22 protein-coding genes are annotated in these 17,530 nt (G+C 60.8%); 15 read left to right on the top strand and 7 right to left on the bottom strand.

Annotated elements, in window-relative coordinates:
* Nucleotides 1-5: 5 nt before the first annotated feature.
* Complete coding sequence (locus ACXX81_RS18295) at nt 6-530, bottom strand: KdsC family phosphatase (RefSeq protein ID WP_057006865.1); 525 nt, start codon at nt 528-530, stop codon at nt 6-8.
* On the bottom strand, nt 531-1,505 hold the full coding sequence (locus ACXX81_RS18290) for a KpsF/GutQ family sugar-phosphate isomerase (RefSeq protein ID WP_209988666.1): 975 nt from the start codon (nt 1,503-1,505) through the stop codon (nt 531-533). It lies immediately after the preceding gene.
* Nucleotides 1,506-1,810: 305 nt separating this feature from the next.
* Here ACXX81_RS18290 and ACXX81_RS18285 point away from each other — a divergent pair, with 305 nt between their 5' ends.
* The 10 genes from ACXX81_RS18285 to hisC all read left to right on the top strand — a co-directional run bounded on the left by ACXX81_RS18285 (nt 1,811) and on the right by hisC (nt 9,928).
* The gene (locus tag ACXX81_RS18285; protein ID WP_003216128.1) at nt 1,811-2,620 is read left to right on the top strand and encodes an ATP-binding cassette domain-containing protein; all 810 of its coding nucleotides are present in this window, start codon (nt 1,811-1,813) and stop codon (nt 2,618-2,620) included.
* Nucleotides 2,620-3,417 (top strand): lipid asymmetry maintenance ABC transporter permease subunit MlaE, encoded by a 798-nt coding sequence (gene mlaE / locus ACXX81_RS18280; RefSeq protein WP_005784853.1) that lies wholly within the window; start codon nt 2,620-2,622, stop codon nt 3,415-3,417. Before ACXX81_RS18285 ends, mlaE begins: the two co-directional genes overlap by 1 nt.
* Nucleotides 3,417-3,884 (top strand): outer membrane lipid asymmetry maintenance protein MlaD, encoded by a 468-nt coding sequence (gene mlaD, locus ACXX81_RS18275; RefSeq protein ID WP_003171814.1) that lies wholly within the window; start codon nt 3,417-3,419, stop codon nt 3,882-3,884. Before mlaE ends, mlaD begins: the two co-directional genes overlap by 1 nt.
* Nucleotides 3,885-3,895: 11 nt before the next feature.
* Nucleotides 3,896-4,543, top strand: a complete 648-nt coding sequence (locus tag ACXX81_RS18270) for an MlaC/ttg2D family ABC transporter substrate-binding protein (RefSeq protein ID WP_209988670.1) — start codon at nt 3,896-3,898, stop codon at nt 4,541-4,543.
* A complete protein-coding gene (locus ACXX81_RS18265; protein ID WP_209988673.1) occupies nt 4,540-4,845 on the top strand; it encodes an STAS domain-containing protein in 306 nt (101 codons plus the stop codon). Before ACXX81_RS18270 ends, ACXX81_RS18265 begins: the two co-directional genes overlap by 4 nt.
* A gap of 114 nt (nt 4,846-4,959) precedes the next feature.
* The gene (locus tag ACXX81_RS18260; RefSeq protein ID WP_209988675.1) at nt 4,960-5,199 is read left to right on the top strand and encodes a BolA family protein; all 240 of its coding nucleotides are present in this window, start codon (nt 4,960-4,962) and stop codon (nt 5,197-5,199) included.
* A 23-nt stretch (nt 5,200-5,222) separates the two neighbouring features.
* The gene (gene murA, locus ACXX81_RS18255; protein ID WP_004372068.1) at nt 5,223-6,488 is read left to right on the top strand and encodes a UDP-N-acetylglucosamine 1-carboxyvinyltransferase; all 1,266 of its coding nucleotides are present in this window, start codon (nt 5,223-5,225) and stop codon (nt 6,486-6,488) included.
* Between the two features lie 301 nt (nt 6,489-6,789).
* Nucleotides 6,790-7,425: an ATP phosphoribosyltransferase gene (gene hisG, locus ACXX81_RS18250; RefSeq protein WP_003188599.1), complete on the top strand. Its 636-nt coding sequence runs from the start codon at nt 6,790-6,792 to the stop codon at nt 7,423-7,425.
* Nucleotides 7,426-7,552: 127 nt separating this feature from the next.
* Entirely contained in the window at nt 7,553-8,872 is a 1,320-nt protein-coding gene (hisD, locus tag ACXX81_RS18245) for a histidinol dehydrogenase (RefSeq protein WP_057006862.1), read from the top strand.
* A 3-nt stretch (nt 8,873-8,875) separates the two neighbouring features.
* The gene (hisC, locus tag ACXX81_RS18240; protein WP_458572161.1) at nt 8,876-9,928 is read left to right on the top strand and encodes a histidinol-phosphate transaminase; all 1,053 of its coding nucleotides are present in this window, start codon (nt 8,876-8,878) and stop codon (nt 9,926-9,928) included.
* Between the two features lie 125 nt (nt 9,929-10,053).
* Here the strand turns inward: hisC and ACXX81_RS18235 are convergent, their stop codons facing one another.
* A complete protein-coding gene (locus tag ACXX81_RS18235) occupies nt 10,054-11,328 on the bottom strand; it encodes a uracil-xanthine permease family protein (RefSeq protein ID WP_004372057.1) in 1,275 nt (424 codons plus the stop codon).
* A gap of 2 nt (nt 11,329-11,330) precedes the next feature.
* Nucleotides 11,331-11,969, bottom strand: a complete 639-nt coding sequence (gene upp, locus ACXX81_RS18230; protein ID WP_004372055.1) for a uracil phosphoribosyltransferase — start codon at nt 11,967-11,969, stop codon at nt 11,331-11,333.
* 165 nt (nt 11,970-12,134) lie between these two features.
* Between upp and ACXX81_RS18225 the strand changes: the two genes are divergently transcribed.
* The 3 genes from ACXX81_RS18225 (at nt 12,135) to ACXX81_RS18215 (ending at nt 13,516) form a co-directional block, all read left to right on the top strand.
* Nucleotides 12,135-12,692, top strand: a complete 558-nt coding sequence (locus ACXX81_RS18225) for a hypoxanthine-guanine phosphoribosyltransferase (RefSeq protein ID WP_004372053.1) — start codon at nt 12,135-12,137, stop codon at nt 12,690-12,692.
* Nucleotides 12,693-12,695: 3 nt separating this feature from the next.
* Nucleotides 12,696-13,163, top strand: a complete 468-nt coding sequence (locus ACXX81_RS18220) for a WbuC family cupin fold metalloprotein (protein ID WP_231422535.1) — start codon at nt 12,696-12,698, stop codon at nt 13,161-13,163.
* Between the two features lie 65 nt (nt 13,164-13,228).
* Nucleotides 13,229-13,516 (top strand): PA4642 family protein, encoded by a 288-nt coding sequence (locus tag ACXX81_RS18215; RefSeq protein WP_458572160.1) that lies wholly within the window; start codon nt 13,229-13,231, stop codon nt 13,514-13,516.
* A 56-nt stretch (nt 13,517-13,572) separates the two neighbouring features.
* Here the strand turns inward: ACXX81_RS18215 and mqo are convergent, their stop codons facing one another.
* Together mqo and ACXX81_RS18205 are read right to left on the bottom strand one after the other, a co-directional pair.
* Nucleotides 13,573-15,081, bottom strand: coding sequence for a malate dehydrogenase (quinone) (gene mqo, locus ACXX81_RS18210; protein ID WP_231422536.1), 1,509 nt, complete (start codon nt 15,079-15,081; stop codon nt 13,573-13,575).
* A gap of 727 nt (nt 15,082-15,808) precedes the next feature.
* Nucleotides 15,809-16,042 carry a hypothetical protein gene (locus ACXX81_RS18205; protein ID WP_231422537.1) on the bottom strand — a complete coding sequence of 78 codons (234 nt, stop codon included), beginning with the start codon at nt 16,040-16,042 and terminating at the stop codon, nt 15,809-15,811.
* 181 nt (nt 16,043-16,223) lie between these two features.
* Between ACXX81_RS18205 and ACXX81_RS18200 the strand changes: the two genes are divergently transcribed.
* On the top strand, nt 16,224-16,811 hold the full coding sequence (locus ACXX81_RS18200; RefSeq protein ID WP_209988702.1) for a YajG family lipoprotein: 588 nt from the start codon (nt 16,224-16,226) through the stop codon (nt 16,809-16,811).
* 60 nt (nt 16,812-16,871) lie between these two features.
* Here ACXX81_RS18200 and ACXX81_RS18195 read toward each other — a convergent pair whose 3' ends face one another.
* Nucleotides 16,872-17,081, bottom strand: a complete 210-nt coding sequence (locus ACXX81_RS18195; RefSeq protein ID WP_209988705.1) for a hypothetical protein — start codon at nt 17,079-17,081, stop codon at nt 16,872-16,874.
* Nucleotides 17,082-17,260: 179 nt separating this feature from the next.
* Here ACXX81_RS18195 and ACXX81_RS18190 point away from each other — a divergent pair, with 179 nt between their 5' ends.
* Complete coding sequence (locus ACXX81_RS18190) at nt 17,261-17,518, top strand: hypothetical protein (protein WP_209988707.1); 258 nt, start codon at nt 17,261-17,263, stop codon at nt 17,516-17,518.
* Nucleotides 17,519-17,530: the final 12 nt, after the last annotated feature.

Below are 17,530 nucleotides of genomic sequence, written 5' to 3'. Positions count from 1 at the left end.
ACGCTCTATAGGTAGGCGGCGTGGGCCGCTTCAAGGCGGCCCTGGGCACGCAGGATCAGCTCGCAGAACTCGCGGGCGGCGCCTTCGCCGCCGCGGGCGGTCGTGACGCCATGGGCGTGTTCACGCACGAACGCAGCAGCATTGGCGACGGCCATGCCCAGGCCCACGCGGCGAATCACCGGCAGGTCCGGCAAGTCGTCACCCAGGTAGGCGACCTGCTCATAGCTTAGGTTGAGTTGGCCAAGAAGCTCGTCGAGCACCACCAGTTTATCCTCACGGCCCTGATACAGGTGAGGAATACCCAGGTTTTGTGCGCGGCGTTCCACAACGGGTGTTTTTCGACCACTGATAATGGCCGTTTGCACGCCTGCGGCCATCAACATCTTGATGCCCTGGCCATCGAGGGTGTTGAACGTCTTGAATTCGCTGCCATCTTCGAGGAAGTAAAGGCGGCCATCAGTCAATACGCCGTCCACGTCGAAAATCGCCAATTTGATGTGTTTGCCGCGTTGCAGCAGGTCGTCGCTCATTTACATCACTCCCGCACGCAGCAAGTCGTGCATGTTCAGGGCGCCAATCGGGCGGTCGTCGGCATTGACCACCACCAGCGCGCCGATCTTGTGGTCTTCCATGATCTTCAGCGCTTCGGCTGCCAGCATCTCGGGGCGTGCCGTCTTGCCGTGGGGCGTCATCACCGCATCAATGGTGGCCGTGTGGATATCGATGGTGCGGTCCAGGGTGCGACGCAGGTCGCCGTCCGTGAACACGCCGGCCAGTCGCCCGTCCGCTTCCAGAATAACGGTCATGCCCAGGCCCTTGCGCGTCATTTCCATCAGCGCATCCTTGAGCAGGGTACCGCGCTGGACGTGAGGCAGTTCATCCCCCGAATGCATCACATGTTCCACCTTGAGCAGCAGGCGACGGCCCAGGGCACCACCGGGGTGGGAAAACGCGAAGTCTTCAGCGGTGAACCCGCGCGCTTCGAGCAGCGCCACGGCGAGCGCATCGCCCATCACCAGGGTGGCGGTGGTGGAGGAGGTCGGCGCCAGGTTAAGCGGGCACGCTTCGTGGGTCACGTGTACGTTCAGATTGACGTCGGCGGCCTTGGCCAGCGTCGACTCCGGGTTGCCGGTGACACTGATCATCTGGATACCCAGGCGCTTGATCAGCGGCAGCAGGGTCACGATTTCGTTGGTGGTACCGGAGTTGGACAGGGCCAGGATCACGTCGTCGCGGGTGATCATGCCCATGTCGCCATGACTGGCTTCAGCCGGGTGCACGAAAAAAGCGGTGGTACCGGTGCTCGCCAGGGTGGCGGCAATCTTATTGCCGACATGGCCGGATTTGCCCATGCCGACCACCACAACGCGGCCCTTGCTGGCCAGAATCAGCTCACAGGCGCGTACAAAATCCGCGTCGATATGGGCCAGCAAGCCTTCTACGGCTTCAAGCTCCAGGCGGATCGTACGTTGTGCGGATTGAATGAGGTCGCTGGATTGGCTCATGTCTGAAGTCGTATAGCCTGACGAAAAGTCGGCGATTATAGCGGTAATGAACAATTCCCTCACGCTAGATCGTCAGGGTTTATTCGATAGGCGCAAATTTACACTCGGTTACATCCTCGCGGTTTTTTCGCTGTCCTGATTCTGAACGAGCGATGTTCCGGCCTTGGGGGCTCTGCACCAGCGGTGATATAGTTCGCCGCTTGTTCGGCCCGCCCAGCACACGCGGCTATTTATATTGCGCAAGCGTGTAAACGTTTGTCGTTCACGTGGTGTCTGAGTGTGAGTCCGCATCCCAAGGAGTTTAGATGAGTGCCGATAACGCCTACGCGGTCGAGCTGAAGGGCCTTTCCTTCAAGCGCGGGACGCGCAGCATCTTCAATAACGTCGATATTCGCATTCCCCGCGGCAAGGTCACGGGCATCATGGGGCCTTCCGGTTGCGGCAAGACCACCCTGTTGCGTCTGATGGGCATGCAGTTGCGGCCCAGCGCCGGCGAAGTGTGGGTCAATGGCCAGAACCTGCCGACGCTGTCGCGCAGTGATCTGTTCGACGCGCGCAAGCACATGGGTGTGCTGTTCCAGAGCGGCGCGCTGTTCACAGACCTGGACGTGTTCGAGAACGTGGCCTTCCCGTTGCGGGTGCATACCCAGCTGTCCGACGAGATGATTCGTGACATCGTGTTGTTGAAACTGCAGGCCGTCGGCCTTCGCGGAGCCATCGACCTGATGCCGGACGAACTGTCAGGCGGCATGAAGCGCCGTGTCGCGCTGGCGCGAGCCATTGCCCTGGATCCGCAGATCCTCATGTACGACGAGCCCTTCGTGGGCCAGGACCCGATCGCCATGGGTGTCCTGGTGCGCCTGATCCGTCTGCTCAACGATGCGCTGGGAATCACCAGTATCGTGGTCTCCCACGACCTGGCCGAAACAGCGAGCATCGCCGACTACCTGTATGTCGTCGGCGATGGCCAGGTGCTGGGGCAGGGCACGCCCGAAGAGCTGATGAACGCCGACAACCCGCGCATTCGCCAATTCATGACCGGTGATCCCGATGGTCCGGTGCCCTTTCATTTTCCGGCAGCGGATTACCGCTCAGACCTTCTGGGGAAGCGTTGATGCGCAAGACATCTCTTATCGAGAAGGTTCGCCTTTTCGGTCGGTCCGGCATCGATATCATCGAAGTGCTGGGTCGTTCGACCATTTTCCTGTTCCACGCCCTGCTGGGGCGCGGTGGCATCGGCGGTGGCTTTGGCCTGCTGCTTAAGCAATTGCACGCTGTGGGCGTGATGTCGCTGGTGATCATCGTGGTGTCCGGGGTTTTCATCGGCATGGTGCTGGCGCTGCAAGGCTTCAACATCCTTTCGAGCTATGGCTCGGAACAGGCGGTAGGCCAGATGGTTGCCCTGACGCTGCTGCGTGAGCTGGGGCCGGTGGTGACCGCGCTGCTGTTCGCCGGGCGCGCAGGTTCTGCACTGACCGCCGAAATCGGCAACATGAAATCCACCGAGCAGTTGTCCAGCCTGGAAATGATCGGTGTGGACCCGCTCAAGTACATCGTTGCCCCACGCCTGTGGGCCGGCTTCATTTCCCTGCCGCTGCTGGCGATGATTTTCAGCGTGGTGGGCATCTGGGGCGGCTCTTGGGTTGCCGTGGACTGGCTGGGCGTCTATGACGGTTCCTACTGGGCCAACATGCAAAACAGCGTGACCTTCACGGGTGATGTGCTCAACGGCATCATAAAGAGCATTGTCTTCGCGTTTGTCGTGACCTGGATCGCCGTATTCCAAGGCTATGACTGTGAGCCCACTTCAGAGGGGATCAGCCGTGCCACCACCAAGACCGTTGTGTACGCCTCGCTGGCGGTACTGGGCCTTGACTTCATTTTGACCGCCTTGATGTTTGGAGACTTCTGATGCAAAACCGCACTGTGGAAATCGGTGTCGGCCTTTTCTTGCTGGCTGGCATCCTGGCTTTACTGTTGCTGGCCCTGCGGGTCAGCGGTCTTTCGGCCAGCCCCACCGCCGATACCTATAAACTTTACGCGTACTTCGACAATATCGCCGGTTTGACTGTCAGAGCTAAAGTGACCATGGCCGGTGTCACCATCGGCAAGGTCACGGCAATCGATCTGGATCGCGACAGCTTCACCGGGCGAGTGACGATGCAACTGGACAAGAAGGTGGATAACCTGCCGACTGACTCCACAGCATCTATCCTCACTGCGGGTTTGCTCGGTGAGAAGTACATCGGTGTCAGCGTGGGTGGGGAAACAGCCCTGCTCAAGGATGGTTCGACCATCCACGACACGCAGTCGTCGCTGGTGCTTGAGGACCTGATTGGTAAGTTCCTGCTCAACACGGTCAATAAAGACGCCAAATGAGGAATCTGTTCATGATCTCTACCTTGCGACGTGGCCTGCTGGTACTGCTTGCAGCGTTGCCGCTGATGGCAAACGCGGCAGGTTCTGCCCACGACCTGGTGCAGGACACGACCAACAAGATGTTGGCTGACCTGACGGCCAACAAAGAAAAGTACAAACAGGACCCGAGCCAGTTCTACAACGCGCTCGACACCATCGTGGGCCCGGTCGTGGATGCCGAAGGCATCTCCCGCAGCATCATGACGGTGAAGTATTCGCGCAAGGCCACGCCGGCGCAGATGCAGACCTTCCAGGAAAACTTCAAGCGCGGGCTGTTCCAGTTCTACGGCAACGCCTTGCTCGAGTACAACAACCAGGGCATTACCGTGGCCCCGGCCGGCGACGAATCGGGTGACCGCACCAGCGTCAACATGAGCGTCAAAGGCAACAATGGCGCGGTGTACCCTGTGCAGTACACGCTGGAGAAGGTCAAGGGCGAGTGGAAGCTGCGCAACGTGATCATCAACGGCATCAACATCGGCAAACTGTTCCGTGACCAGTTCGCCGACGCGATGCAGCGCAATGGCAACGACCTGGACAAGACCATCAATGGTTGGGCCGGTGAAGTGGCCAAGGCCAAGGAAACCTCCGACAAAGAAGCCGGGAAGTCTGCGCAATGACCGAGTCGGCTGTTCGTATCGGCGCTGCCGGCGAGCTGTTCCTCAGTGGCGTGCTGGATTACCGTACCGGGCCTGACCTGCGCAAGCAGGGCCAGGCGCTGATCCAGGCCAGCAGCGCACCTGCGCTGGTGCTCGATTGCTCGGCGGTGACCAAGTCCAGCAGCGTAGGTTTGTCTTTGTTGCTGTGCTTCATGCGTGATGCCGAAGCGGCCAACAAGCCGCTCAGCATTCGTGCGCTGCCCGAGGACATGCGTGAGATCGCCGAGGTTTCCGGTCTGACCGAGCTGCTGGCGCATCCTTAATACACGTTATTACAGGAGCCCCCCGTCAGAGTCCTGCTATGCGGGGTTCGCAGGCGCGGGGCTTTTTTGTATGATGTGCGACCCGTGCGCACTGGGCGCCGATAGAGGTTGAACATGCAGGCCCTAGAAGTTAAGAGCTTTCTCGAAGGAAAGCTGCCGGGAATGACCGTAGAAGTTGAAGGCGAAGGCTGCAATTTCCAGCTGAACGTGATTAGCGATGAACTGGCGGCATTGAGCCCGGTCAAGCGTCAGCAGCAGATCTATGCCCATTTGAACCCATGGATCACCGATGGCAGCATCCATGCGGTCACTATGAAATTTTTCAGCCGCGCGGCCTGGGCCGAGCGCACCTGAGCCCCCAAGGCGTCGAGATTCTTATGGATAAATTGATTATTACCGGCGGTGCCCGCCTTGATGGCGAGATCCGCATCTCCGGTGCGAAAAACTCCGCCTTGCCGATCCTGGCAGCGACCCTGCTGTGTGATGGCCCGGTCACCGTGGCCAACCTGCCGCACCTGCACGACATCACCACCATGATCGAGCTGTTCGGTCGCATGGGCATCGAGCCGGTAATCGACGAGAAGCTCTCGGTCGAAATCGACCCGCGCACCATCAAGACCCTGATCGCCCCGTACGAACTGGTCAAGACCATGCGTGCGTCGATCCTGGTGCTGGGCCCCATGGTTGCCCGTTTCGGCGAGGCTGAAGTGGCCCTGCCTGGCGGTTGCGCCATTGGCTCGCGTCCGGTCGACCTGCACATCCGTGGCCTTGAAGCCATGGGCGCGGTCATCGACGTTGAAGGCGGCTACATCAAGGCCAAGGCGCCAGAAGGCGGCCTGCGTGGCGCCAATTTCTTCTTCGATACCGTCAGCGTCACCGGCACCGAGAACATCATGATGGCCGCGGCCCTGGCCAACGGCCGCAGCGTCCTGCAAAACGCCGCGCGCGAGCCGGAAGTGGTCGACCTGGCCAACTTCCTGATCGCGATGGGTGCCAATATCAGCGGCGCCGGCACCGACACCATCACCATCGACGGTGTAAAGCGTCTGCACTCGGCCACCTACAAAGTGATGCCGGACCGTATCGAGACGGGCACTTACCTGGTTGCCGCCGCCGTTACCGGTGGCCGCGTCAAGGTCAAGGACACCGATCCGACCATCCTTGAAGCCGTTCTGGAAAAACTCAAGGAAGCCGGTGCTGAAATCACCACCGGTGAAGACTGGATCGAGCTGAACATGCACGGCAAGCGGCCAAAGGCCGTTAACGTGCGCACTGCTCCGTACCCGGCGTTCCCGACCGACATGCAGGCGCAGTTCATCTCCCTGAACGCAATCGCCGAAGGCACCGGTGCGGTGATCGAGACGATCTTCGAAAACCGTTTCATGCACGTGTACGAACTGCACCGCATGGGCGCCAAGATCCAGGTTGAAGGCAATACCGCCATCGTCACCGGTATCGACAAGCTCAAGGGCGCGCCAGTGATGGCTACCGACCTGCGGGCGTCGGCCAGTCTGGTGATCTCGGCGCTGTGCGCTGACGGCGACACCCTCATCGACCGCATCTACCACATCGACCGTGGTTACGAGTGCATCGAAGAAAAACTGCAGATGCTCGGCGCGAAGATCCGCCGCGTACCGGGCTAGTCCTGGCGCCGTAAACACCGCCGCTGTTGTGGCAAGTGGGCTCCTGCGGCAAGCGGGCTTTTGTGGCAAGCGGGCTTTTGTGGCGAGCGGGCTTGCCCCGCGTTGGACTGCGCAGCAGTCCCGCTTTTTGCGATCGCTACGCAACCCAGCGCGTTGCAAGCCCGCTCGCCACAGTGAGGTGCTTGCCGTTAAGTGAGCGGTGTGCTGAATTTGTTTCAAGTCGAGGCTGTCACGGCCTCGATCTGTGTCTGGCGCCGTTTGCGACCAGACCGCAATTGCCTGATGAAGGACTGACGTTCCCATGTTGACCATCGCACTGTCCAAGGGCCGCATCCTTGACGACACGTTGCCCCTGCTGGCTGAAGCGGGCATCGTGCCGACCGAGAATCCGGACAAGAGCCGCAAGCTGATCATCCCCACGACCCAGGACGACGTGCGCCTGTTGATCGTGCGGGCTACCGATGTGCCGACCTACGTCGAGCATGGCGCGGCCGACCTCGGCGTCGCCGGCAAGGACGTGCTGATGGAATACGGCGGCCAGGGCCTGTACGAGCCGCTGGACCTGCGTATTGCCCTGTGCAAGCTGATGACCGCCGGCCGTGTCGGTGATGTCGAGCCTAAAGGCCGCTTGCGGGTGGCCACCAAGTTCGTCAACGTTGCCAAGCGTTACTACGCCGAACAAGGCCGCCAGGTCGATATCATCAAGCTCTATGGCTCGATGGAGCTGGCGCCGCTGATCGGCCTGGCCGACAAGATCATCGACGTGGTCGACACCGGCAACACCCTGCGTGCCAACGGGCTTGAACCCCAGGATTTCATTGCCGATATCAGCTCCCGGCTGATCGTCAACAAAGCATCGATGAAGATGCAGCATGCCCGTATCCAGGCGTTGATCGACACCCTGCGCAAGGCAGTGGAGTCGCGACACCGCGGTTGACTCACCCGCGCGGCCTTAGGTCGCGCCCGTCTATCCGCCTCATAGCCAGAATTCTCAGGTGCCCAAGCGGATCGACTGCTAACGTTCGGCGCCTGAGCATTTTTGCCAATCCTATGAGGCCCTCGCTATGACCACGTCCACTGCAATTGCCCGACTCAACGCTGCCGACCCGGATTTCGCCCATCATCTGGATCATCTGCTGAGCTGGGAAAGCGTGTCCGACGACTCGGTCAACGGGCGAGTGCTCGACATCATCAAGGCCGTGCGCGAGCGCGGTGATGCGGCGCTGGTGGACTTCACCCGCCAGTTCGATGGCCTGGACGTCAAATCCATGGCTGACCTGATCCTGCCGCGCGAGCGCCTGGAGCTCGCACTGACACGCATCACCGGCCCGCAGCGCGAAGCCCTGGAAGTGGCGGCGGCGCGGGTGCGCAGCTATCACGAAAAGCAGAAACAGGATTCCTGGAGCTACACCGAGGCCGACGGTACCGTGCTTGGCCAGAAGGTCACGCCACTGGACCGTGCGGGTCTGTACGTGCCGGGCGGTAAAGCCTCGTACCCCTCGTCGGTATTGATGAACGCGATTCCGGCCAAGGTGGCGGGCGTGACCGAAGTGGTCATGGTGGTGCCGACTCCGCGCGGCGAAATCAATGAGCTGGTGCTGGCGGCGGCCTGCATCGCCGGCGTTGACCGCGTATTTACCATCGGCGGCGCCCAGGCAGTTGCAGCCCTGGCCTATGGCACCGAGAGCGTGCCGAAGGTGGACAAGGTGGTCGGCCCCGGCAACATCTATGTGGCCACCGCCAAGCGCCATGTGTTCGGTCAGGTTGGTATCGACATGATCGCCGGCCCCTCGGAAATCCTGGTGGTGTGCGACGGCCAGACCGACCCTGACTGGATCGCCATGGACCTGTTCTCCCAGGCCGAGCACGACGAAGACGCCCAGGCGATTCTGGTCTGCCCGGACGCCGAGTTCCTCGACAAGGTCGCCGCCAGCATCGACAAGCTGCTGCCGACCATGGACCGCGCCGAGATCATCGAGAAGTCGATCAATGGTCGCGGCGCACTGATCCTGGTGCGCGACATGGAGCAAGCCATCGAGGTGGCCAACCGCATCGCGCCGGAGCACCTGGAGCTGTCCGTGGCCGATCCGCAAGCCTGGCTGCCGTCTATTCGCCACGCCGGTGCGATCTTCATGGGCCGCCACACCAGCGAAGCGCTGGGCGACTACTGCGCAGGTCCCAACCACGTGCTGCCCACCTCCGGCACAGCGCGTTTCTCGTCGCCGCTGGGGGTGTACGACTTCCAGAAGCGTTCGTCGATCATTTTCTGCTCGCCACAAGGCGCCTCCGAACTGGGCAAGACCGCCTCGGTGCTGGCCCGTGGTGAATCCCTCAGCGCCCACGCGCGCAGCGCCGAATACCGCATCCTTGAAGAGGGGAAATGACACATGAGCAAATTCTGGAGCCCCTTCGTCAAGGACCTGGTGCCTTACGTGCCTGGCGAGCAGCCCAAGCTGACCAAACTGGTCAAGCTCAACACCAATGAAAACCCCTACGGCCCATCGCCCAAGGCGCTGGCAGCAATGCGGGCCGAGTTGAACGACAACCTGCGCCTGTACCCGGATCCCAACAGCGACCTGCTCAAGCAGGCCGTGGCCAACCATTACGGGATCGATACCGACAAGGTGTTCCTCGGCAACGGCTCCGATGAGGTGCTGGCGCACATCTTCCATGGTCTGTTCCAGCACGACTTGCCGTTGTTGTTCCCGGATATCAGCTACAGCTTCTATCCGGTGTACTGCGGTCTCTACGGCATCACCTCCGCACCGGTGCCGCTGGACGAGCAGTTCCAGATTCGTGCGGCGGACTACGCCAGGCCCAACGGCGGGATCATCTTCCCCAACCCGAATGCCCCGACCGGCTGCGTGCTGGCGCTGGACGCCGTGGAGCAGATCCTCAAGGCCAACCCCGACTCGGTGGTAGTGGTCGATGAAGCCTATATCGATTTTGGCGGCGACACCGCCATCAGTCTGGTGGATCGCTACCCGAATCTGTTGGTCACTCAGACCCTGTCCAAATCGCGCTCACTCGCCGGTTTGCGCGTGGGCCTGGCCGTGGGCCACCCTGATTTGATCGAAGCGCTGGAGCGGGTCAAGAACAGCTTCAACTCCTACCCGCTGGATCGCCTGGCGATTGCCGGCGCGGCGGCGGCGTTCGAGGACCGCGAGTACTTCGCCAAGACCTGTCAACTGGTGATCGACAGCCGTGAGACGCTGGTGACGCAACTGGAAGGGAAGGGCTTTGAAGTGCTGCCGTCGGCGGCCAACTTCATCTTTGCCCGTCACCCACACCATGATGCTGCAGGCTTGGCTGCGAAGCTGCGTGAGCAAGGGGTGATCGTACGGCACTTCAAGCAGGCGCGGATTGCCCAGTTCCTGCGGATCAGCATCGGTACGCCTGAGCAGAACCAGGCGTTGATCGACGGGCTTGGCGAGCTCTGACAGGCGCTGAAATACAATGTGGGAGGGGGCTTGCTCCCGATGGCGGTGTTCCAGTCAAGTATGCATCGACTGACACTCCGCTATCGGGAGCAAGCCCCCTCCCACATTTGGTTTTGCGGTGTTAATTAGAGCAGCGGCTCATCCGGCTTCTTGTGCTTCCAGCCATCATTGCCCGGCAGCAGCAGGTTCAAACCAATCGCCACCACCGCACACAGGGCGATGCCCTTGAGGCCGAAGTCATCCGGGCCGGTGCCGGTGCCAACCAGCACGCCGCCAATGCCGAACACCAGGGTCACTGACACAATCACCAGATTGCGCGCCTCGCCCAGGTCGATCCGATGGCGGATCAGCGTGTTCATGCCCACCGCTGCAATCGAGCCGAACAGCAGGCACAGGATCCCCCCCATCACCGGCACCGGAATGCTCTGCAGCAGTGCGCCGAACTTGCCGATAAACGCCAGGCTGATAGCGAATACTGCCGCCCAGGTCATGATCTTCGGGTTGTAATTTTTGGTCAGCATCACCGCGCCGGTCACTTCGGCGTAGGTGGTGTTCGGCGGGCCGCCAAACAGGCCGGCGGCCGTGGTGGCAATGCCGTCACCCAGCAGGGTGCGATGCAGGCCGGGCTTTTTCAGGTAGTCGCGACCGGTCACGCTGCCCACCGCAATCACACCGCCAATATGCTCGATCGCCGGGGCCAGGGCCACCGGGACGATAAACAGGATCGCCTGCCAGTTGAACTCCGGCGCGGTGAAGTGGGGCAGGGCGAACCAGGGCGCGGCGGCGATTTTGGCCGTGTCGACCACACCAAAGTAGAAGGCCATGGCAAAGCCCACCAGCACGCCGGAAATGATCGGCACCAGGCGGAAAATGCCCTTGCCGAACACTGCAACGATCAACGTGGTCAGCAGCGCCGGCATCGAGATCATCATCGCCGTCTGGTAATGAATCAGCTCGGCGCCGTCGCCGGACTTGCCCATCGCCATGTTCGCCGCAATCGGCGCCATGGCCAGGCCGATGGAGATAATCACCGGGCCAATCACCACCGGCGGCAGCAGGCGATCGATAAAGCCGGTGCCTTTGATCTTCACCGCCAGGCCGAGAAAGGTATACACGAAACCGGCCGCCATCACCCCGCCCATGGTCGCCGCGAGCCCGAACTGGCCCTTGGCGAGAATGATCGGCGTGATAAACGCAAAGCTCGATGCCAGGAACACCGGCACCTGTCGCCCGGTGACCACCTGGAACAACAGCGTGCCCAGGCCTGCGGTGAACAGCGCAACATTTGGATCAAGGCCGGTGATCAGTGGCATCAACACCAGCGCGCCAAATGCCACGAAGAGCATCTGTGCGCCGGACAGGATCTGGCGCCAAAGCGGGTCGTTGAATTCATCCTGCATGTTCACGCGTCCTTCTGCTTGGTGCCGAAGATCTTGTCACCGGCATCGCCCAGGCCCGGGATGATGTAGCCGTGTTCATTCAGGCGCTCGTCGATGGACGCGGTGTAGATCTGCACGTCCGGGTGGGCTTTCTCGACGGCGGCGATGCCTTCGGGCGCGGCAACCAGCACCATGGCGCGAATGTCCTTGCAGCCGGCCTTTTTCAACAGGTCGATGGTGGCAACCATGGAGCTGCCGGTGGCGAGCATCGGATCGATGATCATCGCCAGGCGCTCGTCGATTTCCGGGACGAGTTTTTCCAGGTAGGTGTGGGCCTGCAGGGTTTCTTCATTGCGGGCCACGCCCACGGCGCTGACCTTGGCGCCCGGGATCAGGCTGAGCACGCCTTCGAGCATGCCGATACCGGCGCGCAGGATCGGCACTACGGTGATTTTCTTACCGGCAATTTTCTCCACCTGGACGGGACCGGCCCAACCGGGGATCTCGTAGGTTTCCAGGGGCAAATCCTTGGTGGCTTCGTAAGTCAGCAACGCTCCGACTTCCTGAGCAAGCTCACGGAAGTTCTTCGTGCTGATGTCGGCGCGGCGCATAAGGCCGAGCTTGTGCTGGATCAGCGGGTGGCGGATCTCGCGAGTGGGCATGGGAAAGGCTCCGGCGGCGGGCAAAAAAACCGGCCTAGATTAATCTATCCGAGGATGATGTCCTATAGACAATCAAGTACGTTAGTCCATAAAGGCTTGAACGTTGCCGCTCACATGCGTACCTTTGCCCGCTTTTCTTGCCACAGCACCCCCTTGGAGAGCGCCATGTCCGCTGATCTCGAGCATATCCGTCAAATCATGCGCGAGGCTGACTGCCTGTACAGCGAAGCGCAAGTCGAAGAGGCGATCGCCAAGGTTGGCGCGCATATCAGTCGCGAACTGGCCGATAGCAACCCGGTAGTGTTCTGCGTGATGAACGGCGGCCTGATCTTCGCCGGCAAGCTGCTGACCCATCTGCAGTTCCCGCTGGAGGCGTCCTACCTGCACGCCACCCGCTATCGCAATGAAACCAGCGGCGGCGACCTGTTCTGGAAGGCCAAGCCAGAAGTGTCGTTCATCGACCGCGACGTGCTGATCATCGACGACATCCTTGATGAGGGTCATACCCTGGGTGCAATCATCGACTTCTGCAAACACGCCGGTGCGCGTAAAGTGCACACCGCCGTGCTGATCGACAAAGACCACGACCGCAAGGCACGCCCGGACCTGAAAGCCGATTACGTCGGCCTGCCCTGCATCGACCGCTACATCTTCGGTTACGGCATGGACTACAAAGGTTACTGGCGCAACGCCAATGGCATCTACGCCGTCAAAGGGATGTAAGTCATGACCCGCTTTCTTGATCAGACGCTGTATGCCGAATTGGCCGAGAAGGCGGGCGCCAGCCCACGTGGCCGGCACCATCACAACTTTCACCAGATGGAAGAGCCGTGCCATCGCATGGCCGTCGGCCTGCAGCCCAGCACCTACGTGCCGCCCCATCGGCATTTGAGCGCCGATAAGGCGGAAACCCTGCTGGTGCTCAAGGGGCGCCTGGGTTTGCTGATCTTCAACGACACCGGTGAGGTGATCGCCAGGCGGGTGATGCAGGCCGGTGGCGAGTGCGCAGGTGTTGACTTGCCGCCGGGGGTTTTCCACGGGCTGGTGGTGCTGGAGCCCGACACGGTGATGTTCGAATGCAAGGCCGGACCGTATCGTCCGGTGGGCGAAGGTGAGCTGGCCAGTTGGGCGCCGCGTGAAGGCGATGCCGAAGTGGCGGCTTATCAAGCGTGGATGCTGGCCCAGTTCGACTAGGCGCTTCATCGCTTCCAAAGGTAGACTTCAGACCCCGTGAAAATGTCTGCAGGCTGGAGCCGGTAATGCGTAAAGATAAGAAACAGGTGATTGGTGACGAGATCGGCGACGACCAGATCAAGTTGTTCCTGGATTTCGAGCCGGTTGACGCGACTTCACCGTCTCTGCACAAGCTGATCAAGGCCTACCGTGGCCTGCGTATCGATGATTTCGAGCGCTTCCTTGGCTTTTTCAAGGCCGCCGGCCTGGATCTGGATGGCAAGGACGAGCATGGTCAGACCTTCGTCGACGTGATCAAGGACCAGCGCCACGCGCCCGAGTACATCGATCTGATCGAAAAAGCCCGCGGCTGATGACCCCGGCAAAAAAAAACGCCCCTGCGAGGGGCGTTTTTTATTGCGTTCAGGCCTCAAGCGTAGCTTTCAGCCTCGTCGCCTTGTTCAACCAGCTCCAGGCTGATGTTGTTCTGCGTGTTGATCCTGCGATACAGCTCGGCATCGGTTTCCAGCACTTTCTCACGTGCGGGGAAGATCTCGTGCAGCTTGACCGCCCATTCGCCGGCAGCTTTTTCCGGGAAGCAACGCTCAATCAGTTCCAGCATGATCGAAACCGTCACTGAAGCTCCCGGAGACGCACCCAGCAGTGCCGCCAGCGAGCCGTCTTTGGCTGCGACCAGCTCGGTGCCAAATTGCAGCACGCCGCCTTTCTTCGGGTCTTTCTTGATGATCTGCACCCGTTGGCCGGCCACTTCCAGGCGCCAGTCTTCAGCTTTGGCTTGCGGATAGAAGCGGCGCAGGGATTCCAGGCGCTGTTCCATGGACTGGCGCACTTCGCTGACCAGGTACCTGGTCAGGTCCATGTTGTCGCGCGCCACGGCCAGCATCGGGCCGATGTTGCCGGCGCGAATCGACATCGGCAGGTCGAGGAATGAACCGTACTTGAGAAACTTGGTGGTAAAGCCGGCGTATGGCCCGAACAGCAGGGATTTCTTGCCATCCACTACCCGGGTGTCCAGGTGTGGCACGGACATCGGTGGCGAGCCCACCGCCGCCTGGCTGTACACCTTGGCCTGGTGATGCTTGACCACGTCCGGGTTGTCGCAACGCAGCCACTGGCCGCTGACCGGGAAACCGCCGAAGCCTTTGCTTTCGTCGATGCCCGACGCTTGCAGCAGCGGCAGGGCCGCACCACCGGCGCCGAGGAACACGAACCTGGCGTCGACTTCGCGGCTTTCGCCGCTGTTCACGTCCTTGATGCTCACCGTCCAGCCGGCACCGTTGCGCTTGAGGCCGGTGACCCGCTTGCAGTACTTGACCTGGGCCTCAGGTGTACTGGTGAGGTGACCGAGCAACTGGTTGGTCAGGGCACCGAAGTTGACGTCGGTGCCGTTCATCACACGGGTGGCCGCGATTTTTTCATCCAGCGGGCGGCCGGGCATCATCAGCGGCATCCACTCGGCCATTTCGCCACGGTCTTCGGTGTAATGCATGTCCGAAAACGCATGGTGCTGCACGAGGGTTTCAAAACGCTTCCTGAGAAACGACACGCCGCTTTCACCCTGCACGAAGCTCAGGTGCGGCACCGGGCTGATAAAGGATCTGGCCGAGCCAAAGGTGCCCTTTTTGGTCAGGTACGCCCAGAACTGCTTCGACACCTCGAACTGGGTGTTGATATGCACGGCTTTCTTGATGTCGATGGAACCATCGGCAGCCTGCGGCGTGTAGTTCAGCTCACACAGGCCGGCGTGGCCGGTACCGGCGTTGTTCCACGGGTTGGAACTCTCCGCGGCACCCGAGTCCATCAGCTCAACGACTTCCAGCTTGAGGCCGGGGTCGAGCTCTTTGAGCAGCACGGCCAGGGTGGCACTCATGATGCCGGCCCCTACCAGTACTACGTCGACTGCTTCGTTATGCGCCATTTAACGCGTCTCCAAAATCTGCAGCACCAAATTGACGGCATGGCTGCCAGGAGTGACGGGGCGGTTCACGTGTTGCCCCAGGTTACCCATGGCCAGGATCGCCATGTCCGTTTCGCAATTCCTTGCAACTTCCAGCGCACGCTTGCTGCCGGGCTGATCTGCCTATGAACGCATTCATGGGCGCCTGTGGCAATTCGACTTATGGTCAAAGCGTGCGATTCGTGCAATCAATCCGTCGCGGACAGGCTCAAGCTCCGGTTATTGAGGCGTACTCGGTCCTGGGGGGTTGGGCTGTTCCAGACGCTGATGGTGCTTGTACAAACGCCAAACTATTCATTTGCTCGCCACACTCTTGTGAAGTTGTGAAAACCCGTTTTTTCACGCTCTTTTGAAGACGTGAACCTCAAAAAAGGGCTGCCTCAGCCTGGCACCTGGCCCGAAACACCTTTGCCGACACGCGGCAAAACGGGCAAACAACTCAAGTGGCCGAGCGCAATGGCAGCTCTGGCAGATGCGGTAAAGGCGGGTGGTCTGCAAGGAAAACAGCAAGCGCGCCAGCTTCACTCGATCTGTGTGGGCGGCTCTCTGTGGGCGATTCTTGGGTTAATGCCGAGGCATTAACGGTGCTGCGAGGCCCGATCAGGAGACGTCCTTATAATCGGGGGGAGATTGTAGCGAAGAACGCCGCAGAAATGGGCGTGTTTTATGACTTTTATTAGGCTTGTGGTCAGGAGGCCAACGCCTGGCGCGAATGTGCGTGCGCGACCCCCGGCCGAACCCGAGCGCTGGCGGGCAGTGGACGGTGCATCCAGCACAGGCGTGTCTCGGTGACTTCCACCCAGCCCTCGCCGACAGGTGGCAGGCTGCATTGCTTGAAGGCCAGGCAATGGCCCCTGGCGTCGAGCAGCGCGAACTGGCGATGGCGGGTGTGTGACATGAACAACGATTTGAGCAGGCGCATGGCGTGTACCGGTTGTGTTACATGCTTGAAGGTTGCCAGTCTGCCATGACACTGGAATGACGAATTTATGCGAAATTGTAATTTCGCCGTGGCTTCAGCTGCCGTTCAGGATCGCTGGTGAGTGGCGCGCGTGCACCGTTATACTGGCGGCCTGTTTGCATCTAGTCCTGGAGAAATGAGTATGTTGCAACGCCTGTTGTTCGGTTTGATCACTGTGACCAGTTTGACCCTGGTTGGCTGCGCCAACAGCCCGCAACAACTCAGCCCGCAACCCAAGATCACCACGCAGCTGGCGCCGGTGGGGCATGGTCAGCCGGTGTCGGTGCGTGTGGTGGACGGTCGTCCATCGCCAACCCTGGGCTCGCGCGGCGGCCTGTACCCGGAGACCGCATTGATTTCGGTGACCGGCCAGGACGTGCTGCCCAAGCTGCAGGCCCAGGCTGAAGCCGCCGTGCGCCTGCTGGGGTTCACGCCGACCACTTCGCCGGGTGCCCCCCAACTGACCGTTACCCTGGCCGAACTGAAATACCAGTCGCCCAAGGAAGGCCTGTACGTGACTGAAGCCTCCATCGGTGCCACGTTCAAGTCCGATGTCAGCGCCGGTACCCGTCGCTACAGCGGCCGTTACGCGGCGTCGCTCAACCAGCGCTTCGGCATGTCGCCGAACCAGGAAACCAACACCAAGCTGGTCAGTGACGTGCTCAGCGACGCGCTGACCCGTCTGTTCAAGGACCCCAGCATCGGCCAGTTGCTCAGCTCGCAGCAGTAAGCCGTTCACAAAAAAACCGGGCTCATCGCTGAGCCCGGTTTTTTTTCGCCGGGCGTTTCTTCACGCGGCGCTGTCGACGTGGAAGTCCAGCATGCTCACGCCCGTGAGCAGATCCATCTCCGGCCAATCCGCATGTTGATGCCCGCCCAGGGCGCAATACACCAGCCAGTGGCGGTCCTGAACGTTGAACGCCAAGCTGCCGATCAGCGCCTCCTGTTCATCACTTTGGGCGACCAGATACAACCGGTCCTGGTTCTGCGCATGCAACATGACAAGCTCCCGGGCGTTCGAAGGGCAACAGAATGGCTTGTTAAGGTGACGTTCAGGTGACGCTGTAAATTACTCGATACATTAATCGCAAGTGGACGGGATCGTTACAGGCGCAGGGCGCCACTACCGTTCAGGTGTGTCCGAATGGATATCAGCGTATGGGTTCACCGAGGTTTGCGATGGCGCTGCCCGCACTGTTGATCAATGTCATGGCTCTATTGCTGGCCGGCCTCGCGGCGGCGCTGCTGTTCGTTGCGCGTTTTTGCGAGCAGCGCGCAATGGCCGACCTCACCGCCCAGAGCGAAGAGCGCGCGATCGACCAACCCATGCTGTTTCTGGATGTGCGCATCGAGCGGGCGCATCGCCTGGCTTACCGTATAGGGTTTGCAGGTCTCGGGCTGGCGCTGGTCCTGTCCTGGCTCAGCACCCATTTTTAAGATCACTGCAAT

Source organism: Pseudomonas sp. GNP013, assembly GCF_054343995.1.
The sequence above is the reverse complement of the archived record's forward strand: the minus strand, read 5'-3'. Positions and strand labels throughout refer to the sequence as shown.

Bases quoted from the DNA above. Each gene is read 5' to 3' on its own strand.
- ACXX81_RS18295 (WP_057006865.1), bottom strand. From the start codon at position 530: ATGAGCGACGACCTGCTGCAACGCGGCAAACACATCAAATTGGCGATT.
- ACXX81_RS18290 (WP_209988666.1), bottom strand. From the start codon at position 1,505: ATGAGCCAATCCAGCGACCTCATTCAATCCGCACAACGTACGATCCGC.
- ACXX81_RS18285 (WP_003216128.1), top strand. From the start codon at position 1,811: ATGAGTGCCGATAACGCCTACGCGGTCGAGCTGAAGGGCCTTTCCTTC.
- mlaE (WP_005784853.1), top strand. From the start codon at position 2,620: ATGCGCAAGACATCTCTTATCGAGAAGGTTCGCCTTTTCGGTCGGTCC.
- mlaD (WP_003171814.1), top strand. From the start codon at position 3,417: ATGCAAAACCGCACTGTGGAAATCGGTGTCGGCCTTTTCTTGCTGGCT.
- ACXX81_RS18270 (WP_209988670.1), top strand. From the start codon at position 3,896: ATGATCTCTACCTTGCGACGTGGCCTGCTGGTACTGCTTGCAGCGTTG.
- ACXX81_RS18265 (WP_209988673.1), top strand. From the start codon at position 4,540: ATGACCGAGTCGGCTGTTCGTATCGGCGCTGCCGGCGAGCTGTTCCTC.
- ACXX81_RS18260 (WP_209988675.1), top strand. From the start codon at position 4,960: ATGCAGGCCCTAGAAGTTAAGAGCTTTCTCGAAGGAAAGCTGCCGGGA.
- murA (WP_004372068.1), top strand. From the start codon at position 5,223: ATGGATAAATTGATTATTACCGGCGGTGCCCGCCTTGATGGCGAGATC.
- hisG (WP_003188599.1), top strand. From the start codon at position 6,790: ATGTTGACCATCGCACTGTCCAAGGGCCGCATCCTTGACGACACGTTG.
- hisD (WP_057006862.1), top strand. From the start codon at position 7,553: ATGACCACGTCCACTGCAATTGCCCGACTCAACGCTGCCGACCCGGAT.
- hisC (WP_458572161.1), top strand. From the start codon at position 8,876: ATGAGCAAATTCTGGAGCCCCTTCGTCAAGGACCTGGTGCCTTACGTG.
- ACXX81_RS18235 (WP_004372057.1), bottom strand. From the start codon at position 11,328: ATGCAGGATGAATTCAACGACCCGCTTTGGCGCCAGATCCTGTCCGGC.
- upp (WP_004372055.1), bottom strand. From the start codon at position 11,969: ATGCCCACTCGCGAGATCCGCCACCCGCTGATCCAGCACAAGCTCGGC.
- ACXX81_RS18225 (WP_004372053.1), top strand. From the start codon at position 12,135: ATGTCCGCTGATCTCGAGCATATCCGTCAAATCATGCGCGAGGCTGAC.
- ACXX81_RS18220 (WP_231422535.1), top strand. From the start codon at position 12,696: ATGACCCGCTTTCTTGATCAGACGCTGTATGCCGAATTGGCCGAGAAG.
- ACXX81_RS18215 (WP_458572160.1), top strand. From the start codon at position 13,229: ATGCGTAAAGATAAGAAACAGGTGATTGGTGACGAGATCGGCGACGAC.
- mqo (WP_231422536.1), bottom strand. From the start codon at position 15,081: ATGGCGCATAACGAAGCAGTCGACGTAGTACTGGTAGGGGCCGGCATC.
- ACXX81_RS18205 (WP_231422537.1), bottom strand. From the start codon at position 16,042: ATGCGCCTGCTCAAATCGTTGTTCATGTCACACACCCGCCATCGCCAG.
- ACXX81_RS18200 (WP_209988702.1), top strand. From the start codon at position 16,224: ATGTTGCAACGCCTGTTGTTCGGTTTGATCACTGTGACCAGTTTGACC.
- ACXX81_RS18195 (WP_209988705.1), bottom strand. From the start codon at position 17,081: ATGTTGCATGCGCAGAACCAGGACCGGTTGTATCTGGTCGCCCAAAGT.
- ACXX81_RS18190 (WP_209988707.1), top strand. From the start codon at position 17,261: ATGGCGCTGCCCGCACTGTTGATCAATGTCATGGCTCTATTGCTGGCC.